General features: G+C 40.9%; 21 protein-coding genes. 9 read left to right on the top strand and 12 right to left on the bottom strand.

The window, feature by feature from the left end; all coding sequences use genetic code 11:
* Positions 1-69 precede the first annotated feature (69 nt).
* Positions 70-1179 (bottom strand): prephenate dehydratase, encoded by a 1110-nt coding sequence (gene pheA, locus F957_RS11725; protein WP_005153565.1) that lies wholly within the window; start codon positions 1177-1179, stop codon positions 70-72.
* Positions 1180-1370: 191 nt separating this feature from the next.
* Here pheA and F957_RS11730 point away from each other — a divergent pair, with 191 nt between their 5' ends.
* Together F957_RS11730 and F957_RS11735 are read left to right on the top strand one after the other, a co-directional pair.
* Positions 1371-2306, top strand: coding sequence for an alpha/beta hydrolase (locus F957_RS11730; RefSeq protein WP_016539858.1), 936 nt, complete (start codon positions 1371-1373; stop codon positions 2304-2306).
* Positions 2307-2422: 116 nt separating this feature from the next.
* The gene (locus F957_RS11735) at positions 2423-3046 is read left to right on the top strand and encodes a hypothetical protein (protein WP_016539857.1); all 624 of its coding nucleotides are present in this window, start codon (positions 2423-2425) and stop codon (positions 3044-3046) included.
* A gap of 53 nt (positions 3047-3099) precedes the next feature.
* Here F957_RS11735 and F957_RS11740 read toward each other — a convergent pair whose 3' ends face one another.
* On the bottom strand, positions 3100-4245 hold the full coding sequence (locus F957_RS11740; protein ID WP_016539856.1) for an acyl-CoA dehydrogenase family protein: 1146 nt from the start codon (positions 4243-4245) through the stop codon (positions 3100-3102).
* Positions 4246-4492: 247 nt separating this feature from the next.
* Between F957_RS11740 and F957_RS11745 the strand changes: the two genes are divergently transcribed.
* Positions 4493-5491 (top strand): glycosyl transferase family protein, encoded by a 999-nt coding sequence (locus F957_RS11745; RefSeq protein ID WP_016539855.1) that lies wholly within the window; start codon positions 4493-4495, stop codon positions 5489-5491.
* Between the two features lie 55 nt (positions 5492-5546).
* Here the strand turns inward: F957_RS11745 and F957_RS11750 are convergent, their stop codons facing one another.
* Together F957_RS11750 and F957_RS11755 are read right to left on the bottom strand one after the other, a co-directional pair.
* The gene (locus F957_RS11750) at positions 5547-6056 is read right to left on the bottom strand and encodes a hypothetical protein (protein WP_155762611.1); all 510 of its coding nucleotides are present in this window, start codon (positions 6054-6056) and stop codon (positions 5547-5549) included.
* Between the two features lie 59 nt (positions 6057-6115).
* Entirely contained in the window at positions 6116-6526 is a 411-nt protein-coding gene (locus F957_RS11755) for a hypothetical protein (protein WP_016660305.1), read from the bottom strand.
* A 195-nt stretch (positions 6527-6721) separates the two neighbouring features.
* On the opposite strand from F957_RS11755, the gene F957_RS11760 reads away from it, so the two are divergent.
* Positions 6722-7282: a tetratricopeptide repeat protein gene (locus F957_RS11760; RefSeq protein ID WP_016539852.1), complete on the top strand. Its 561-nt coding sequence runs from the start codon at positions 6722-6724 to the stop codon at positions 7280-7282.
* 57 nt (positions 7283-7339) lie between these two features.
* A complete protein-coding gene (locus F957_RS11765) occupies positions 7340-7759 on the top strand; it encodes a hypothetical protein (RefSeq protein WP_016660304.1) in 420 nt (139 codons plus the stop codon).
* A gap of 91 nt (positions 7760-7850) precedes the next feature.
* Here F957_RS11765 and F957_RS11770 read toward each other — a convergent pair whose 3' ends face one another.
* Positions 7851-8123, bottom strand: a complete 273-nt coding sequence (locus F957_RS11770; protein WP_016539851.1) for a YeaC family protein — start codon at positions 8121-8123, stop codon at positions 7851-7853.
* Positions 8120-9028: an NAD(+) kinase gene (locus F957_RS11775; RefSeq protein WP_016539850.1), complete on the bottom strand. Its 909-nt coding sequence runs from the start codon at positions 9026-9028 to the stop codon at positions 8120-8122. Before F957_RS11775 ends, F957_RS11770 begins: the two co-directional genes overlap by 4 nt.
* 234 nt (positions 9029-9262) lie before the next feature.
* Here F957_RS11775 and mrcB point away from each other — a divergent pair, with 234 nt between their 5' ends.
* Together mrcB and F957_RS11785 are read left to right on the top strand one after the other, a co-directional pair.
* Positions 9263-11671, top strand: a complete 2409-nt coding sequence (mrcB, locus tag F957_RS11780) for a penicillin-binding protein 1B (RefSeq protein ID WP_016539849.1) — start codon at positions 9263-9265, stop codon at positions 11669-11671.
* Between the two features lie 19 nt (positions 11672-11690).
* Positions 11691-12236, top strand: a complete 546-nt coding sequence (locus F957_RS11785) for a tetratricopeptide repeat protein (protein WP_016539848.1) — start codon at positions 11691-11693, stop codon at positions 12234-12236.
* A 2-nt stretch (positions 12237-12238) separates the two neighbouring features.
* Here the strand turns inward: F957_RS11785 and F957_RS11790 are convergent, their stop codons facing one another.
* Complete coding sequence (locus tag F957_RS11790) at positions 12239-13150, bottom strand: thiamine phosphate synthase (protein WP_016539847.1); 912 nt, start codon at positions 13148-13150, stop codon at positions 12239-12241.
* 177 nt (positions 13151-13327) lie between these two features.
* Between F957_RS11790 and hemP the strand changes: the two genes are divergently transcribed.
* Positions 13328-13498, top strand: coding sequence for a hemin uptake protein HemP (gene hemP / locus F957_RS11795; protein WP_004653932.1), 171 nt, complete (start codon positions 13328-13330; stop codon positions 13496-13498).
* 79 nt (positions 13499-13577) lie between these two features.
* Here hemP and F957_RS11800 read toward each other — a convergent pair whose 3' ends face one another.
* From F957_RS11800 to tsaA, 5 genes are all read right to left on the bottom strand, one after another.
* Complete coding sequence (locus F957_RS11800; protein ID WP_016539846.1) at positions 13578-14915, bottom strand: sensor histidine kinase; 1338 nt, start codon at positions 14913-14915, stop codon at positions 13578-13580.
* Positions 14916-14919: 4 nt separating this feature from the next.
* Complete coding sequence (locus F957_RS11805; RefSeq protein ID WP_016539845.1) at positions 14920-15579, bottom strand: response regulator transcription factor; 660 nt, start codon at positions 15577-15579, stop codon at positions 14920-14922.
* 102 nt (positions 15580-15681) lie between these two features.
* On the bottom strand, positions 15682-16047 hold the full coding sequence (locus tag F957_RS11810; protein WP_004653936.1) for a NirD/YgiW/YdeI family stress tolerance protein: 366 nt from the start codon (positions 16045-16047) through the stop codon (positions 15682-15684).
* An 88-nt stretch (positions 16048-16135) separates the two neighbouring features.
* The gene (locus F957_RS11815) at positions 16136-17914 is read right to left on the bottom strand and encodes a GspE/PulE family protein (protein WP_032860413.1); all 1779 of its coding nucleotides are present in this window, start codon (positions 17912-17914) and stop codon (positions 16136-16138) included.
* 47 nt (positions 17915-17961) lie between these two features.
* On the bottom strand, positions 17962-18675 hold the full coding sequence (gene tsaA / locus F957_RS11820; RefSeq protein ID WP_016539843.1) for a tRNA (N6-threonylcarbamoyladenosine(37)-N6)-methyltransferase TrmO: 714 nt from the start codon (positions 18673-18675) through the stop codon (positions 17962-17964).
* Positions 18676-18793: 118 nt separating this feature from the next.
* Between tsaA and F957_RS11825 the strand changes: the two genes are divergently transcribed.
* Positions 18794-19573, top strand: a complete 780-nt coding sequence (locus F957_RS11825) for a ferredoxin--NADP reductase (RefSeq protein ID WP_005153604.1) — start codon at positions 18794-18796, stop codon at positions 19571-19573.
* Positions 19574-19588 lie beyond the last annotated feature (15 nt).

Here is a 19588-nt window from a genome sequence, read left to right as displayed (position 1 = left end):
TATTTGCCTAATGAGACGACTTTGATATGGATAGATACCGAAGTCATCTATCCATACGATAAAACGGGATTATAAAACAGCGATTGGATACGAACCAAGGACACGTAACTCTTTCACCATTGGACGAATTTCTTCCAATGCCGCTGCAACATTTTCCTGACCAATATGTCCTTCTAAATCAATAAAGAACACATAAGCCCATTTCTCAGGTAAGGCAGGACGCGTTTCAATGCTGGTCAAGCTGATTTGATGCTTGGCAAATGGCGCAAGAATTTCCAGTAAAGCACCGGCACGATCATGCGCAGAGATGAGTAGCGAAGTTTTATCATTCCCGCTTTGAGGAATCTTCTCACGACCAATCACAAGGAAACGTGTGGTATTTTCAGGGTTATCTTCAATATTGCTATGTAAAATCTCAAGGTTGTACATGCTTGCTGCAATATCAGATGCAATCGCTGCTGAGTGCCATTCATTACGAATACGGCGCGCCGCTTCTGCATTTGAGTTCAGTGCAACACGCTCAACCCCTGGATAGTGTGCATCTAACCATTTACGGCATTGTGCCAAGGTTTGCTGGTGTGCATAAATCTGCTTAATGCTGTCTTTACGGGTATTTTCAGATACCAGGAACTGGTGATGGATACGCAGTTCAACTTCACCAATCACATTCACTGTCGATGATTTAAAGCAATCTAGGGTATGGTTGACAATCCCTTCTGATGAGTTCTCTACTGGAACTACACCATAATGTGCACTGCCCGCTTCAACTTCACGGAATACTTCATCAATGGTTGGCAATGGACGCACAACCGCATCTTTACCGAAATGCTTTAATACAGCGGAATGGGTATAAGTGCCTTCAGGCCCAAGGAATGCGATACTTTGTGGTGCTTCAAGTGCCAAACATGCTGACATGATTTCACGGAACAAACGCGCCATAGTTGCATCAGACAAAGGCCCTTGATTACGCTCCATCACTTTACGTAGCACTTGCGCTTCACGTTCAGGGCGATAAAACAGCGGATTTTCTTCGGATGCAAATTTCGCTTTGGCTACCGCTTCTGCAAGCGTGGCACGGCGGTTGAGTAACTCTTGGATTTGTTGATCAACACTATCAATATCGTTACGAATTTGGTCTAAATTAAGTGAATTCGATGTGTTTTGTCCATCGTTTACCATTGAATGCAGCCTCAGCAAAATCATCTATAAGAATGGATTACAATTCATCTGTGAATTGATTATCCGAGCTAGTATAGCAACACTTTAAGCTATTAAACACGCTGAGTTTTAACTCTTTTTATTACCAAACTTTATTGATAATGATTTTCATTATATATTGCTAGCAAAATTTCACTGCTTGCGAATAAATTATGTTTAAACGACTTGGTATTTTGACTTTTGCTCTGCTCATGGCTACACCCTTGGCTTTTGCTCAACCCAACACCACGAGTTCAAATAAAGTACCTCTCAAATCACAAACCAATATTCAACAAAGCTTTGTAATCGCATCTAAATATACAAAACATGATTATCTGATTCAGATCTCTGTTCCTGCTGGTGAAGCTCCAAAGCAAGGTTTTCCAATTCTGTATGTATTGGATGGTAATGCTGCTTTTGAGAGTGCTGCCAATATTGCTAAATCAGTAGGTGGTGGTGCCAATCGATTGGGTTTGAGTCCTGTCGCCATTGTTGCGATTGGCTACCCGCAGCAAAACAGTTTTGATGTAGAAAAACGGGCTTTAGACTACACACCTAAAGCATCGGCTGAATTTCAAAAACAAGCCAAGTACAGCTATGGTGGTGCAGACCAATTCATTCAATTTATAGAAAAAGAACTGAAACCTGCCGTTCATGCAAAAATCAAAGTCAATCCACAGCAACAAAGCTTGTTTGGACATTCCTTTGGCGGACTGTTTGTTTTACATACATTCTTTAGCCAACCACAAATGTTCCAACGTTATATCGCTGCCAGCCCTTCACTCTGGTTTGACAACTATGCCCTATTAAACCGTCAGACAGATTGGTTAAAGAACCAAAATAAAACTCAAGATCTTATGCTGATGACCACAGTGGGTACACATGAGCATGGTCGTAGCCCAACACCAGATGCTGAATCTTTGCAGAAGCAGAATGACTTTTACCAAATTTTTAATCAGCAACGTTCACCGCATTTCTTGTTCTGGAATTATCGACATCCTGCTGAGCAGCATCTTACCAATATGTATGCTAGCTTACCGAAAGCGATTATGTTGGCAGGTTGTCAGCCGCAAAGTTGTTCAAATCTCTTTGATGAACCAACACCATAAAATCCTGAATAAACACCGCTACATTTAAGCGGACGATTCGATTCGCTTAAATTTGGACCTTTCAGTAGCATAGATTGGTTATACTGTCTGAAGATGTCATAACAACAGTAAATACAATGAATAAGATTTTCGGCTTAGCTTTATTAAGCTTGATCAGTATCGGTTTAAGCGCATGTAGCGGTTGCCCCATGATTGCGGGTTGCAATGGTACTGATCGCTCACCTTACTTTATCAGCCCAGTGAGCAGTCAAGCTCGGGGAATTCCGATCCCCCCTCAAACCAAGCTCACCTATCAATCACAACACTTTAGACAGACCCATCAGCAAACTCATGCTTTAAAAGAACAAAACCTAACAGGCATCGCCCTTCCTGAAAATACCGCCATCCTTTGGGGCGGTATGCCCGTTGAACAATTTATTCAATATATCGATCCCGCAATGAAGGGTTTTTTTGTCTATCCCGCAAGAGGCTTTAAATCAGAACAATCGAATGCATTTCTAAATTTATGGAAAAGTTGTGAAAGCGATTTAAGCATTTACCTAAAAAACACCAATGACTGGTCATTTAATCCATCTAATATGCAAATACGCGGCTGTGGCCGCTTTCAACAACGCAGTGCATATACGGAAGACAGTTTTCGGCAAGATGAAGCCGATGAGTTTCTACGCAAGATCAATCAAGCCTTGCAACAATTACCTAAACAACAAAGCTACCCTGTTATCCAACGATCAAGCAAATAGTGAAAACAAAACAGCCTGCTCGAAAGCAGGCTGTTTGACTCGATAAATGCGGATTAAGCCTTACCGATAATGCCACGCGCCACGATTTCTTTCATGATTTCATTGGTACCGCCATAGATACGTTGAATACGCGCATCAACAAAGAAACGTGAAATTGGATATTCAGTCATATAACCGTAGCCACCAAATAATTGCAGCAAGTTATCGGCTACTTTCATTTGCATATCGGTACTAAAGCTCTTCAATGCGGCAGCCGTTTCCACATCCAACTTGCCTTCATTATATAAAGCTACGTTTTGATTATAAAAAGCGGCTGTTGCCAACTCATCAATCTTCGCTTGCGCCAAGACAAAACGTGTATTTTGGAATTGTGAAATTGCCTGACCAAAGGCCTGACGTTCTTTTACATATGCTGTTGCTAAATCAATTGCTCCACGGATTGCGCCCAATGCAGTAGACGCAATCGCGGTACGCTCACGCGGAAGCTCTTGCATCAAGTAAGCAAAACCTTGCCCTGCTTGACCCAATAATTGATCTTTCGGTACTTTGACATTATCAAAGAACAGCTCTGAAGTATCTTGTGAATGCAAACCAATTTTGTCGAGGTTAGTACCCTTTTTAAAGCCCTCTAAATGTGTGTCAACCAACATGAGTGACACACCTTTGGCACGCGCTTGTGGATCAGTTTTTACTGCCAGAACCACAAGATCTGCATGCTGACCATTGGAAATAAAAGTTTTTGAACCATTTAACAGATAGTGATCATCTTGCAGGATGGCGCTGGTCCGCATTGCTTGTAAGTCCGAGCCAGCACCTGGTTCAGTCATACCAATGGCACCAACCACTTCACCCGATACCATTTTGGGTAACCAGTACTGTTTTTGTTCTTCTGTCGCAATGTGCTGGATGTACGGCGCAGCAATTTCAGAATGACATGAAATCGCGGTGGATAATGCACAGTAGCCTGCACGTGCAGACTCTTCAACCAACATGAGTGAATAATGCGTTGGTACACCGTAACCACCATATTCTTCTGGAACATCGACACATAAGAATCCATTTTCGCCCAATGCGTTCCAGACTGAACGCGGCATAATCCCTTCACGTTCCCATTGCTCATAATGCGGTGCAATCTGCTCGCTCATAAAGCGTTTAAAGTTATCGCGGAAGAGTTCCAAATCTGAATCATAAGCTAACATCATTATTTCCTTTCGCTTTCATTGTTCTTAAAAATTTGTTCGCAGTCATGCTAATAACTTTTAGATGGGATGTCATGTCCCGTTTACATCAAATCACTAGACTGATTCGGTCAATAATTTTGTTTGCATCGCCAATCTCTAAACCACAATTGCTTATTGATTAAACAGCGTGTTGGTTTTTTTATGCTACGCCGCCCAATTTTATGTCATATTCATTTTATTCTTTGTGACAATCTTCAATACGACCATGAACACAAAACGTAATATCTATAAAACCGCAGAACATCCCTTTGCTCAGTATGTTCGTATTTTAGGTAAGGGCAAAACAGGTTCTCGTTCGCTTAGTTATGAAGAAGCCTATCAAGCTTTTAGCATGATTTTAAAAGACGAAGTACTTGATGTGCAGTTGGGTGCATTCTTGATGCTGTTACGTGTTAAAGAAGAGTCTGTCGATGAATTAGCGGGTTTTGTCCAAGCCACCCGTGATCAACTCAATTTTCAGCCATTTGATGTCGATCTTGATTGGTCCTCGTATGCAGGCAAGCGTAAACACTACCCATGGTTCTTATTGGCAGCGCTGACTTTAGCCCATCATGGTTACAAAATTGTGATGCATGGTGCATCGGGGCATACCATTAACCGTGTCTATACCGAACAAGTTTTACAATATTTGGGCTATTCAATTTGTCAAAATCAACAGGATGTCCGTGAACAACTTGAACAGCACAACTTTGCTTACCTCCCTCTTGAAGCAATCTCACCGATTCTAAGTGAATTAATCTCGCTACGAAATGTAATGGGGTTGCGTTCCCCAATCCACACCTTGGCACGCCTGATTAATCCATTTAATGCCAAAGCGACCTTACAAGCAATCTTCCATCCAGCTTATCGCACTTCACATCAACAGACCGCATTCCGTTTAGGTTATCAGAACAGTGCCGTGATTAAAGGTGAAGGTGGAGAGTTTGAACGTAATCCTGATGCCAAAACTTTGATTTGTGGTATTAAAAATGGTGCGTTGTATGAACATGAACTACCAAAATTAACACCTGATCGTAGCCCGATTGAAGAAGAGCTTAATCTTGCTGTGTTTAAAGCGGTGTGGCTAGGTGAACAGACGCATGAATATGGTGAATTGGCAGTCGTTGAAACCATGGGAATCGCGTTGTATACCATGGGTGTAGTCAATAGCTATGATGAAGCAATGGATAAAGCCAAAGCGCTATGGGAAAAGCGTCTAAACTAAGCCAAATGGCGATTTCAAGTAAAAGAAATCGCCATGATCTTTACAATATATTGCTCTATCGAACTTTAGATTCAAGCATCGCAGCTTTAGTGATAACGATAGTATCTGCAACAACTTTACTTTTTCTGAACAGCCCCCCCATAACAAGCCGGCAAGAAAGATTATCTGTTAATAACGCCTCAATCTGCTTCTTTCTGAGGCAGATATTCATTGCCTCATCTTCACAGACTTTAAAAGAACCCGCTGAAATATACATCCCATGTTCAACACGCCCCTCATCAATCGAAACGGAGCCTATGACGACATAATCTTGTATTGGCTTGCATTTAAAATGTGAATATTTATAGTTTTCCTTAAGATACAAATCGCTTAAGTTATTCTTCGTCATCATCTCAAAACTGAACAAGTCCCCACTGATCCCATCAAGTCGAGAATAGGTTATTTTTCCTAACTGGACATCTTGAACTATTTTACTCTTTTCATTGCTAGGAGAACTACATCCTACAAGAACAAAACTGAATAGTACGATCAGCTTAAGCATCAATTGACCAATCTCACGTTTCACGTTTGCCCAACCCAAGAAACCCACATATTCTAAATACAGTACAAAAAGTCATTTTCCCCCTAGTCTTCAACATAATAAAAATCTGGCCAGAATGGATATTCTTGACCTGAAGAATGAATATTTCTTAGGCTCAATTGATCACCTATTTTAATTGTAATTTTATTGGCGTCATAAGGACCAGACAGATAAGCATCTCGCTGTTGACCTATCAACTTATTACAATATGCATCATGCGCTTTAATCTTTTGGGAGTTCTGCATAGTTTGCGCCTCTATCACCTGAATCCCAATCAATAACATAGGATAACCATCATTCTTGATAGTTGTATATTTCGTTCGTGGCGAACTATATTTTTGACTAGCTACAACATTTACTTTAAGGCGGCATTCAATGGGCTGTTTGGCAAAAATTATGCTTGTATTAAATATAACAAGTGCAGTTAAAGCGATTTTAAGATAAGTCCTATTCATTATTTTTCTCATCCAAATATCGTCATGACTATTTTCCATTGCTAGCCTGTTGGTGCAACTGCTTCACCATTATACGTCTTTCTAACAAAATTTATTGAATGAGCTGTTATTATTGAACTGAATAGTAAACACTACCCAAATTAATTTTATAGTTCGCAATACGATATATCTGTTAAACAGATAAAGTGAGAATAAATGTTGGATCAAGACTCTCAAACAAGCAATATAAAAAAAACAATCTCTAAATATAGAAAAATTCGTTTTAAGCAACCATTTTATATCAGTATGGTCTTAGCCATGACACTATTCAGCTACCCTTCAGCATACGCACAAAATGACCTCACACAAACCGTATCCAATCAATTAGAACGTGCCAATCAGGGCAACACCGCAGCCCAAGTTTATATTGCAAATTCATATTACATGGGGAGAAATGGTTTCCCAATGGATGATAAATTAGCATTCAAATATTATCTTTTGGCTGCAGAGAAAAACCATGCAGAAGCTCAATATGTACTTGCGATGATGTACCTTGAAGGTGAAGGAACCACTGTGAATCAGCAGCTTGCTTTTAAATATCTAGAAAAATCAGCATATAACAATTTATCTCAAGCACAATTTACATTAGGCTTGTGGTATCAAGATGGAGACGATTTTTTGAAAGTGAATCCCCAAAAAGCGAAATATTGGCTGGACAAGGCGGCTATAAATAATTCTACTCAAGCCCAAATCGAGTTAGAGGAGTTAATACGATAAAATTAACCCTTTTCCAATCTCAACGGCATAGAGAAAAAAATATTAACGAGGAAAAAGATGGGAATCGAATATTTTATTATTGCAATGGATGAGTCAGCGAGCAAAGATGATCTCTTAAATATCTTTAGTCCCTATTGGGTAGAAATAGAACACAATTATTATCTTTTAAATTATGGCAACACACAATTTCAAAATCTAATCCTGAATAATGAATGTCATTTTTCGATAAACTTTCATGAAAATAATAGTACTGTGGAAAGTATCACAATTTATAAACCATGCGGTGACATCAAACTGGAACAAGCAATTTATCGGCTTATTCAGAATTATCCAATGTTCCTCACCTATCCTCGTGACCCTTTAATTGTCGTTACTGCAAATCCTAAATGCCTTGAACTTATAAGAAAGCAATACCCTGATCTTCTTGAGAATTTAAAACTAGTCTCTTGCTTTGAGGAGTACCATAATCTTGAATAACCAGTTTATTCATTTTATAACTAAAATCTTGCTAAATTTTCATACGCAATAAAAATGCTCCATAGGAGCATTTTTATTCATTCCAGTCGTATTAAACAAAACGAATTGGCTTAAATTCAGGCTCGTGTTTGTGATGATCATCATCACACTCTTCGCCTTCCTCTTTAGTACCACGGTCGATATAACCACTACGCTGTTCTTTTGGCAAATGTTCCATTTCCCATGCATACACCGCTTGCATACAAATTTCACGCTGCTCTTTGGTCAATGCAATACCATTTGGCCATTTACCAATTTCAACAGCAGTACGAAGACGCTCAACAATTTCAGGATTTAAAATAGCGAGCATTTGTTCAATATTCATGAGTCATCCTGTTGAAAAGATTCAAAATCTTGATTCCACCCCAATTTGGTACGACATGCCATATAGAAGTCATAACCAGGTGGATGTAATAAGCTTAGTTTAAACGGATGTTTGCGAATATGCACAGTATCACCGACATTTAATGCAACACTATGTTGACCATCGGCGCTGACCATCGGCAAAACACGGTTTTCCCGAATGGTAATCTTCACCTCACTTTGCCCACCGACTACGATTGGTCGTGATGACAACGTATGCGGATGCATTGGAACTAGTGCAATCGCATCCATACTCGGATGCAAAATTGGCCCACCACCTGACAGTGAATATGCGGTTGAACCCGTTGGCGTTGAAACAATCAAACCATCACTATGCTGACGATAGACATATTGTCCATCAATATTCAGTTCAAAATCGATCATATGGACCGATTTGCCCGAATGTAGCACCACATCATTCAATGCAATCGCATCATAAATCGTTTCACCATTGGTTCTGACTTCCATTTCCAATAAGAAACGGCGATCCAATTGAAACTGACCTTGCAAGACCTGATCAAGCTTAAAAATAGCCTCTGCTGGCTTAATATCGGTCAAGAAGCCCAGTCGACCACGGTTGATGCCGATGACTGGGGTATTGTGTCGAACCAATGCACGAGCAGCATGCAATAATGAACCATCCCCACCAACGACCACAACTAAATCGACCACTTCTCCAAGCAAATTTCGGCTAACGGTCTGCCCATGACTATAAGGCACCAATTTGGCTGTTTCCTGATCAAAAACGGGGTTTAAGCCTAAAGTGATCAGATGATCATGAATTAAACATAACGTTTCTACTACAGAATATTTGTCTGGTCGTCCAATTAGACCAATATTTCGAAAGGATTTATGTGAAATTTGCACGAATAATTCAGCTCCGTCGCGATTACTGACTATCATATCATTAACAACCAATGTTGCGTTGATGATTGATTAAAAAGTATAAAAATGTCTATCCGTTGTTTTTTTATACGATTAATGTCAACACATTCTTAAACTTTTTATTGCATGTTGCTATTTATTCACAGTTTTATGATTGCAAAATGACAATAAGCTATCGCATCATTACCGACATTGTTTTGGTTTTAACGCAAATCTATGAAGTTTGAACGTGGTATTGGTTTTCTAGCACTCATTTTCTCAATGTTAGTGATAGGTGTCTTTGTTGCTTTTAGTATCTATCTGATCCGCTTGGATAATATTATTCGTGACAAGTTTGAAGGTCAGCGTTGGGACATTCCTGCCAAGGTGTTCGCTCGCCCATTAGAAATCTATTCTAATGCACCGATTACCCAAGAGAATTTTACCCAAGAGTTAAAATTACTGGGTTATAAAAACACGGCGAATTACGATAAGTCAGGTAGTTATGTGGTACAGGGTAATAAACTGTATGTGCATACTCGTGGTTTTGACTATGGTGACAGCACCGAGCCTGAACAAGTACTCGAACTTGCCTTTATGAATGGTCAAGTTAGCGAAATTCGCTCGACTAAACCTTCGAATACAGGAATTGCACGTTTAGAACCTTTATTGATTGGCGGTATTTACCCACAGCATAATGAAGACCGTGTCCTCATTAAACTGAATAAAGTACCAAAAACCCTGATTGAAGCATTAATTTCAACCGAAGACCGTAACTTCTATCACCATCATGGTATTTCAATCCGTGGTACGGCACGTGCTTTGGTCAGTAACGCCACCGGTGGTCGCCGTCAAGGTGGTTCAACCTTAACGCAACAGCTGGTTAAAAACTTCTATCTCTCTCCAGAGAAAACGTTAAAACGTAAAGTCAATGAAGCCCTAATGGCTCTACTGATTGAATTGCATTACAGCAAAGATGAAATTCTGGAAGCGTATCTCAATGAAGTAAACTTGGGACAAAACGGCAGCTATTCAATCAATGGCTACGGTTTGGCATCACAATTTTACTTTGGCTTACCGTTACGTGAACTGAATATCTCACAACAGGCATATTTAGTTGGCCTGGTTCAAGGTCCTTCTTTATATAACCCTTGGCGTAATCCAGAATCAGCCAAAAAACGCCGTGATGTTGTATTAAACAACATGAAAGTCATGGGTTACTTAACCGAAGCTGAATACCAAGACGAAATTGCCCGCCCTTTAAATGTGGTGAGTAAACCAACCTTAGGCCCTGCAAAATTCCCAGATTTCCTTGATATCGTGCGTCGTCAACTTCGCACTGAATATCAAGAAAGTGATATCACCAATCAAGGTCTAAGAATCTTTACCACACTGGATCCGATTGCACAAACCCAAGTCCAAAATGCCTTTAAGAGCACTGTGGACCGTTTAGCCAAAGCCAACCCTGCCCGTTTGAAAAACTTGCAAGGCGCTGTTCTGGTTGCACATCCTGAAAATGGTGAATTAGTCGCTGCCGTCGGTTCAACTCAAGACTTTACTGGTTTTAACCGTGCACTGGATGCCAAGCGTCAAGTCGGCTCTCTGTTAAAACCGATCATCTACTTAAATGCGATTGAATCTGGCCGCTATACTTGGGCAAGCCCGATTGAAGATAGTGCAGTGAATATTCCAATTGATGGGGATAAGAGCTGGACACCGAAAAACTATAGTGGTGGTGAACATGGTGTTGTTCCGATGCAACAAGCATTGGCCAACTCGTATAACCTTTCGACCGTACGTTTAGCCAATGAGTTTGGTTTATCCGCGTTCAGCAATAAATTAAGGCAGTTTGGCGTAAGTTCAGACATTCCTGCCTACCCTTCGATTTACCTTGGTGCCGTAAATATGTCGCCGATGGAAGTTTTAAGCATTTACGGCAATTTTGCGACTGGTGGCTTCAAGTATCCACCACGCTCGATTCGTACTGTGGTCGATGCCAAAGGACATTTATTAGATCGTTATGGCTTAAATGTTCAACAGACTATTGATCCTGCTGCGGCCTACATTCTTAACTATGGTTTACAGCAAGTGATGCGTTCTGGTACAGGTCGCTCTGCTTATAACAGCTTACCTGAATCATTGAATTTAGCAGGTAAGTCAGGCACAACCAATGATACGCGTGACTCATGGTTTGCTGGCTATTCAGGCAATCACGTTGCAGTGGTGTGGTTAGGTCTGGATGACAATAAAGTGACGGGCTTAACAGGTTCTTCAGGTGCATTACCCGTTTGGACCAATGTGATGCGTCAATTACGCCAAGAACCTGTGAACCTACGTCAAACCGACAATGTTCAATGGCAATGGATTGATAGTGCAACGGGTGACTTATCAGCGCAAGGCTGTGATGGAGCGTTGTATATTCCATTATTACGTCAAACTGTACCCCGTCGTGCAACCCTTTGTGGACAATCTCATTACGAAGTAGAACCTACCTATATTCCACAGTCCGAAGAAACCCCTGCCGATGATCATAATGACGGGATCAGCAACTATATTCGTGAAAGTGAAAACCAAATGGATACAGATTTATCCAATCGCCAACCCAGCCGCGTTATTTCGAGCGGCAGCTATAGCGGTGACAACTAAGTCAAAAGGATAATTGGATATGATGAAGAAAACTGCAGTCTTGGTTGGTATGTTGCTACTTGCAGGCTGTACCACAGCGCCTGAAAAAACGCCGACCAAAACAACACCGGCTCACCCGCCTAAGAAAGTGACTGAACCTTCTTCTGGGGTGAAAATTACGCCTTATGAACAAAAAGAGATTAAGCGCCAAAGTGTGCCAGTGGTGGTGCCGCAGCAAAAAGTTCAGCAAAAGTTTAATGATGGCAGTCAACTGCCCGCATTTAAAACCTTAATGCAAAAAACACAAGTCGCTTATAAACAGCAGCAATTGGCGGAAGCTGAACGTTATGCCCTACAAGCACAACGCATTGCACCACAAGCGACTGAAACTTATTTGTATTTGGCCATGATTGCCGATCAGCGCAAAGAATATGCCAATGCCGAAGCATTGGCACGTCGTGGCTTAAGTTATGCACAAAGCAATGCCATGAAGAAACAGCTCTGGTTGATTATCCTGAAAGCCAGTGAAGCCCGTGGCCATACCATTAAGGCTCAAGAAGCGCGTAAAGCCATTCAGGCACTTTGACTTTAGTCAGCTGAAATAAATTGACGAATTCCAGCAAGCCCATAAGCATGATGTTTTTGGGCTTGTTCTAAATCTGCTGGTGCAACACCACCTAAGGCAAATACAGGAATATCACTGTTTTGTGCCAGTTCTGCAAAACTGTGCCAACCCAAGCCCTGTGCTTCAGGATGTGTGGCGGTTGCATGTACAGGACTCAAAAAGACCGCATCACAGCCAATCTGGTGTGCATGCTGTAATGACACTGCATCATGACAGGCCGCAATAAAACGTTTCCCTACGATCAATTCAGCTTTGTTTAAATGCATCAATTGTGATTGCTTCAGGTGGATGGTTTGAATTTTTGCTTGTAGGTCGTTACTCAATTGCTGCCAAAGCGCATAATTGACAACCAGCCGCGAATATTCTGCATCGCTTAAGCGCTGCAATTGTGATTCAATCTGTGCTTGATCTTCTAAAGATGTACGCCAATAAAACAAAGCATGCTGTTGTGATATTTGAGCAAGTTGGTCACTAATTTGAATCAAATGCGACCAACTTAAGCGCTCTAAAATTGCAGCATTGGCTTTAGGGAAATTTAAATTTGCCAATTGATCTCGGCTATACCAAGCCCACGGTTGATGAATAAGCCCTAATAATTCATCAGGTACATAAGCATGGAATAAATGCAAATTGACAATGAGATCATCATATTCATAATGAATCAGATCAAAAGCATGCCACTCTTTTAAACCAATACCAACTTCTTCAAAAATTTCACGGCGACAAGCCTGCTCAGGACTTTCCCCTAGTTCGACTTTTCCACCTGGAAATTCATGTTTATTGCCTTGGTGTTGACTGGCTTGTCTCCAACCTACCAATACTTTGCTTTTATGTAATAAAATTGCGATCGCAACATCAACCGTAGCTTTGGTCATAACAGACTAAAATCTCTCATCTTTTCAGTTTTATTTTAAGGAATTTATAATCGCTTTCCCATGTCAAAAAATAAAATTAATAGAGGATTTTGTAAATTCTTCAAATTTCCGTTGACAGGTCTATTCGATAATGATTATCATTTAAAACATTAAAAAACACACCACGGAGCATAACAAATGAACGCACCATTTAGCCTATTTACCCGCAGTACTGATGCAGCTCAATCATTGCCAATGTTGCATTCAAATAACCTTTTTGCCTTAGGTCGCGAAATCCGCATCATGCATGCTGGTGAGGAGTATCGTTTACGTTTAACCCGTAATAATCGTCTGATTTTAACGAAGTAATATAATAATAATCGCACAACAATAAAAAACGTGGGAATAGCAGTATGTCAGCGCATACTGCTTTTTTAATGTGTTTAAATTACAAACATTTAAAACGTATGCTGACTTTTAGACCACCATGTTGAGACAGTGCGAACTCAATTTCCCCATGATGAAGTTCAATAATTTTTTTACAAATAGATAAACCCAAACCAGAGCCTTGTGTTTTGCTTCCCAAAGCCCGATAAAAACGCTCACCCAAACGTGCCAAACTTTCTGCACCGATCCCTTGCCCTTCATTTTCTACAATCAAAGCCAAATATTGCTGCTGTTGCTGTAAAGTGATATAGACTTGTCCATGTTCTGGCGTATACCGAATGGCATTATCCACAAGGTTTCGAACACAGGTAAAGATGAGCTGCTGATTGGCAAGAATCTGACCTTGCAGATCTGCCACATCCTGCCAATGCAATTGGATATGCTTTTCCTTGGCAAATAAGTGAAGTGCCTGTATTGCCTCTTCAACAATCTCCTGCATCGAAAAATAAGTTTTGGGTAAGTTTTCCGCATGCTCAGGATCTAATCGCGCCAATAACAATAGATTTTCTAAAGTTTGAATTCCCCGACTCACGTCTTGCTGCATTTGTGAAAAATCGGCAGTACGTTCTGGATATTTACGTTGTAACAACTGTAAACGCATCTGAATTGCGGACAATGGCGAGCGTAACTCATGCGATGCATCTGCAGTAAAACGTTGTTCAGCCTGCAAAGAATGATCTAGACGCTGCAGTAGCCGATTGAGCTGAGCCAACATCGGTTGCAGTTCTTTTAACTCAACTTCACCAGAGGAGATGGGCCTAAGATCATCCGCATTCTTGGCCGAAATTTGTTTTGATAATTGATGAATCACACTAAATTGGCGCTTGATCAGGAAATGCAGCATGATCCACTGCATTAACCACAGCAAAATTAAGACCAGTGCATATCCCATAAAGCTATGCAGCAAATCTTGAAAACGCTCTTCTAAAGGTTGCAATATCAACACGTGCATATGCGAATTTTCATCTTCACCCGCATAACTTCGCCATAGCTGACCTTTCTGCCAAATCAAGCCGTAGTCGCCATGTGCGGCCTCAATCAAACTGTAATACTGTTGATCGAGTTGAAAGTCTTCTGACTGGGTGAGCACTTGCTGCTGATTGCTTAAACGATATTGAATATCAAACTGATCACTGAGCTCATCAATTTGCTGCCCAGAGGGGCTGGTTAAATCTGCGATAAGCAGCATATCTGAAATCTCATCCATGATTTCGTCTTGTACTTGCATAGTTTGGTAAACAGAAATGACCGCGAATAAAAGCAATGCCACACATCCAGCAACGATGGAGCTGATTAACGAAGTTTTGACCAGTTTGCTTTGTAAAGACAGCACTTTCATTCTGTTATTCCTGATGCATACGATAGCCTAAACCACGGATGGTTTTGATATATTGCCCACCAATTTTCTTTCGAATTTGATAAATAAAAACTTCAATGGCATTGCTTTCAATTTCATCGCCCCATGCATATAAAGATTCTTCCAGTTGTTCCCGTGTCAAAATGTGATCGGGCTTTTGCATGAGTTTATGCAAAATCTGAAATTCTTTCGCGGTCAGATTAATGGCCTGCCCTGCTTTGGTCAGTGTTTTGGCTTGTGGGTCTAGCTGTAAATCGGCAAAATTCAGGTACTGTCCCGCTTGAGCTTGATGTTGGCGTAATTGTGAACGAACCCGTGCCGAGAGTTCCTCTAAATTAAATGGTTTCACCAAATAATCATTGGCGCCCAAATCCAAACCTTCGACCCGATCATGAATATGGTCTTTGGCTGTAATAAAAATAACTGGAGTTTTACTATCCTGACGGCGAATGCATTTTAGAATGTCGTCACCTGTAGCCTGTGGTAAGCCCCGATCCAATAAGATGCAATCATATTGATGCTGTTCGACCGCCAAGATCGCATGATCACCACGTTCCACCCAATCGACACTATAGCCATCCATCTCTAACCAGTCTTTAATACTCTCTGCCTGAGAGGCATCATCTTCAGCCAATAAAATTCGCATAAAAAATAATCCTCTCTTTTGATCTATAACATTTTTCTGGGAATAAAGCATAAGCAAAAAACCACATGATTGTCATGTGGTCTTTTGAGATCATCAGCTTGCTTAGAATTGAACTTGATCTACATCAACCTCAACACGTTTGGCTGGTTTATAATCAATATCAATTTCACCAATCAAGGTTACAGGTGTTTTTGCCGATACAGCTTTACCTTGCCATAAATCATCATCAATATCGACGGTGATTGAACCAGTTTGATCGCTAAACTGATATTTCTCATCGCCAGTCGCCTTCACCACATAACCTTTTAATTGCACTGGCGTATCATCTTTCATCGTCAATGCTTGTTTAACGGTCGTCGTTTGAGTGGGCGCTATCGCCTGTTGATTCACAGCATTTGTATTTGCAACTGCAAAAGTTGTCACACCAACCAAACCAGCAATTACTGCAACTTTAGAAATAACGTTCATCTTGATACCCTCATTTTGGCTTCTTCATTTCGATGTAGGCATTAAAACAAATGAAGATGAGGTGAATCTGAAGATTAAAATTTTCTGTTTAACTTAGAGGGACGACACGTAAAACCTCTTCCAAAGTGGTTACCCCTTCAATAACTTTACGTGCCCCTGCGATACGCAAAGGTTCAATGCCTTCTTTCTTGGCCTGTGCTCTTAATTGATTCAGTGTAGCGTTTGCACTGATTTGTGATTTAAGCTCCAAACTCACTGGCATAAACTCATAGATCCCGACACGGCCTTTATAACCCGTCTGACGACACGCTTCACACCCAACCGCTTTATACATCGTCGTAGGCATATCCATCATATAGTCAAAGGTGAGATGTTCCCATTCTTGTTCATTGATGGCGGTTTGCTGTTTACAATGCGGACAAAGGCGACGTACCAAACGTTGTGCCAATACCCCTAAAATTGTTGCTGCAGTAAGAAAGGGCTGGATTCCAAGATCGTGCAAACGAGTCAAACTTGATGGCGCATCATTAGTATGTAACGTAGAAAGGACTAAATGACCTGTTAATGCCGCTTGAATCGCCATATTTGCGGTATCGTGATCACGAATCTCACCGACCATGATAATGTCAGGGTCTTGACGCATTAAGGCGCGAACCCCATCCGCAAAGCCTAATTCAATGTTTGGATTCACCTGCATTTGGTTAAAGCTTGGTTCCAGCATTTCGATCGGATCTTCAATGGTACAAACATTAACCTGTTCGGTTGCCAGTTGTTTTAACGATGAATACAGCGTTGTGGTTTTACCTGAACCTGTCGGGCCTGTCACCAAGATAATGCCATGACTGTGCTGTGTGAGTTGTTGCCAACTCTGCAATAAATGCCCTTCAAAGCCTAACTGCTGGAAACTACGGACCAACACTTCTGGGTCAAAGATACGCATTACTAATTTTTCGCCAAAAGCGGTAGGTAAGGTAGAAAGACGTAATTCTGTTTCTTGCCCTTTTGGTGTACGCGTTTTTAAGCGTCCATCTTGCGGTTTTCGCTTTTCCGCCACATTCATACGGCCCAAGATTTTAATGCGTGAAATTACCGCGGTGAGTGTATTGGCAGGCATGTTATAGATGGTATGCAAAACACCATCTATACGGAAACGTACCTTACCTTTATCTTTCCTTGGCTCCAAATGAATATCACTGGCACTTTGCTCGAATGCAAATTGCAGCACCCAATCCACCAATTTCACAATATGCTGATCATTGGCATCTGGGTTTTGGGTATCGCCTAACTGTAATAAAGCCTCAACCCCTTTATTTTCTCGATCATAAATACTGGCATTTTGCGATGAACTCACGGCCCGACTGACTTGATAATATTCAACCAGATAACGTTGCAGTTGTTCGGGATTGAGCAGCACTTTTTCAATTTTCTTTGGTGCTAAACTCCGCTCCAAGTTGTTGAGCCATTCGGTGGTAAAGGGCTGATCCGTCCCAATCAAAATCCGATCCGCATGCACTTCAACCGCTAAAATATGGTTTCTAACCGCAAACTCTTGTGACATCACACTGGTTAGAGCAGCGACATCGGCTTTGAGTGGATCAATCACAAATAAAGGAATATCTGCTTTTTCAGCCAACCACTGACACAAGCGATTCATCGCTAGTGTAGAACCCTGATTGAGTTGATCTTTTAAATTAAAATTGGCAATCCATTGCAAAGGATGCCATTTCAACTGATCTTTCTGACGATGTGTGGTTTGGATAAGTAACTTATCCCGTTCAGTAATCCGACCATCTTTCAGTAGTTGCTCTAAGCACCACGTCACATCAATCGTAAACGAAAAGTTTGCAAATTTTGCCTGCGCTTGTATCACCGTCAGTTCCCCAAATGTATGACTCAATTATTTTTTTAAAGTTTTTAGCTTTGCTCTACAGCCACTACGGTGACAGTCCGGTCATCCACTGTAAAACGAATATTCAATTCTGAAAAACACATCCCATAGACCCGCTCAGCATCATCTTGATACGCAGGTCGTGGATCTAAAGATAACACTTGTTCCAGTTCATCGAATATCTTTTTATTTAAAATCCCATCATTTAATAACTGTTGCTGCTGTGACTGTGCAGTTTCCGTCCACACGACTATTTTCCGTACTGGCTCTTGTTGGGCATAACCACTGACCGAATCTTCAATCGAATCGGAATATTGGATATACGGTTTGATGTCTAAAATCGGTGTGCCATGTAATAAATCACTGCCCATAATATACAGGCGAACGGCTTTAGCCTGCTTTTCAACACGTAGAAAACGTACCACCGACAAGCCGATGGGTGATGGCCGATACATGCTACGTGTGGCAAAAACACCTATTTTCTGATTACCGCCCAGTCGTGGTGGACGCACCTGTGGACGAAATTTAGACATTTGATTCAAAGAGTTATCTTGATTTTTGTTTTCATGAAACTGCCATAGCAGCCACAAATGACTAAAATCTTCAATCCCTTCAAAAGCCAGAATATCGTTATAAGGCTCCGCCATCTCTATATAGGACTCGACTTGTACGAGGTTTGGCTGGCGTGGGATACCAAATTTCTCCCGATAAGGAGAATGCATATGGCCAATGATCGGCATGACTACTGAGTTGCTCATCACTTTTTCTTATAAACACAATTAAATATATTCAGTTTATCGAGAATGATTTTAGATTAGAATAGCGATCTGTTTCTTTTAACTGTGATCGAGACCTTTAATGGCTGCTTTTAACGTTGAACGCATTACTCATGTTCACCACTGGAATGACACGCTTTTCAGTTTTAAAACTACACGCGACACCAGCTTACGTTTTAAAAATGGTCAGTTTGTGATGATCGGCCTTGAAGTGAATGGTAAGCCTTTAATGCGTGCTTATTCGATCGCGAGTGCGAATTATGAAGAAGAACTCGAATTCTTCTCTATTAAAGTACAAGACGGTCCATTAACTTCTATCTTACAAAAAGTACAAGTGGGCGACGAAATCCTGATTTCTAAAAAGCCTACAGGCACTTTAGTACATGACGATTTATTACCAGGTAAAAATTTATACCTTTTATCTTCTGGTACTGGCCTTGCTCCATTCCTTTCTCTACTTCGTGACCCTGAAACTTACGAAAAGTTTGAAAAAGTAATTATGGTTCACGGTACACGTTATGTTTCAGAACTTGCTTACCAAGATTTGATCTTAAATGAACTTCCGAACCACGAGTTCTTTGAAGAACTCGGCATCAAAGACAAATTAGTTTACTACCCAACGGTGACACGTGAACCGTTCCACACTCAAGGCCGTGTGACCACAGCCATTGAAACTGGCGAACTATTTGAAAAAATAGGTTTACCACGTTTCAACCGTGAAACTGACCGTGCCATGCTGTGTGGTAGCCCTGCCTTCCTTAAAGATGTTGCAGCACTGCTTGATGAACATGGTCTGGTTGAATCACCTCGTATGGGCGTGATGGGTGACTATGTGATTGAACGTGCATTTGTTGAAAAATAAATTTTTTCATTGAAA

This window comes from Acinetobacter gyllenbergii CIP 110306 = MTCC 11365, assembly GCF_000413855.1.
GTDB classification, from domain to species: domain Bacteria; phylum Pseudomonadota; class Gammaproteobacteria; order Pseudomonadales; family Moraxellaceae; genus Acinetobacter; species Acinetobacter gyllenbergii.
This window is presented reverse-complemented; position numbering and strand designations above follow the sequence as displayed.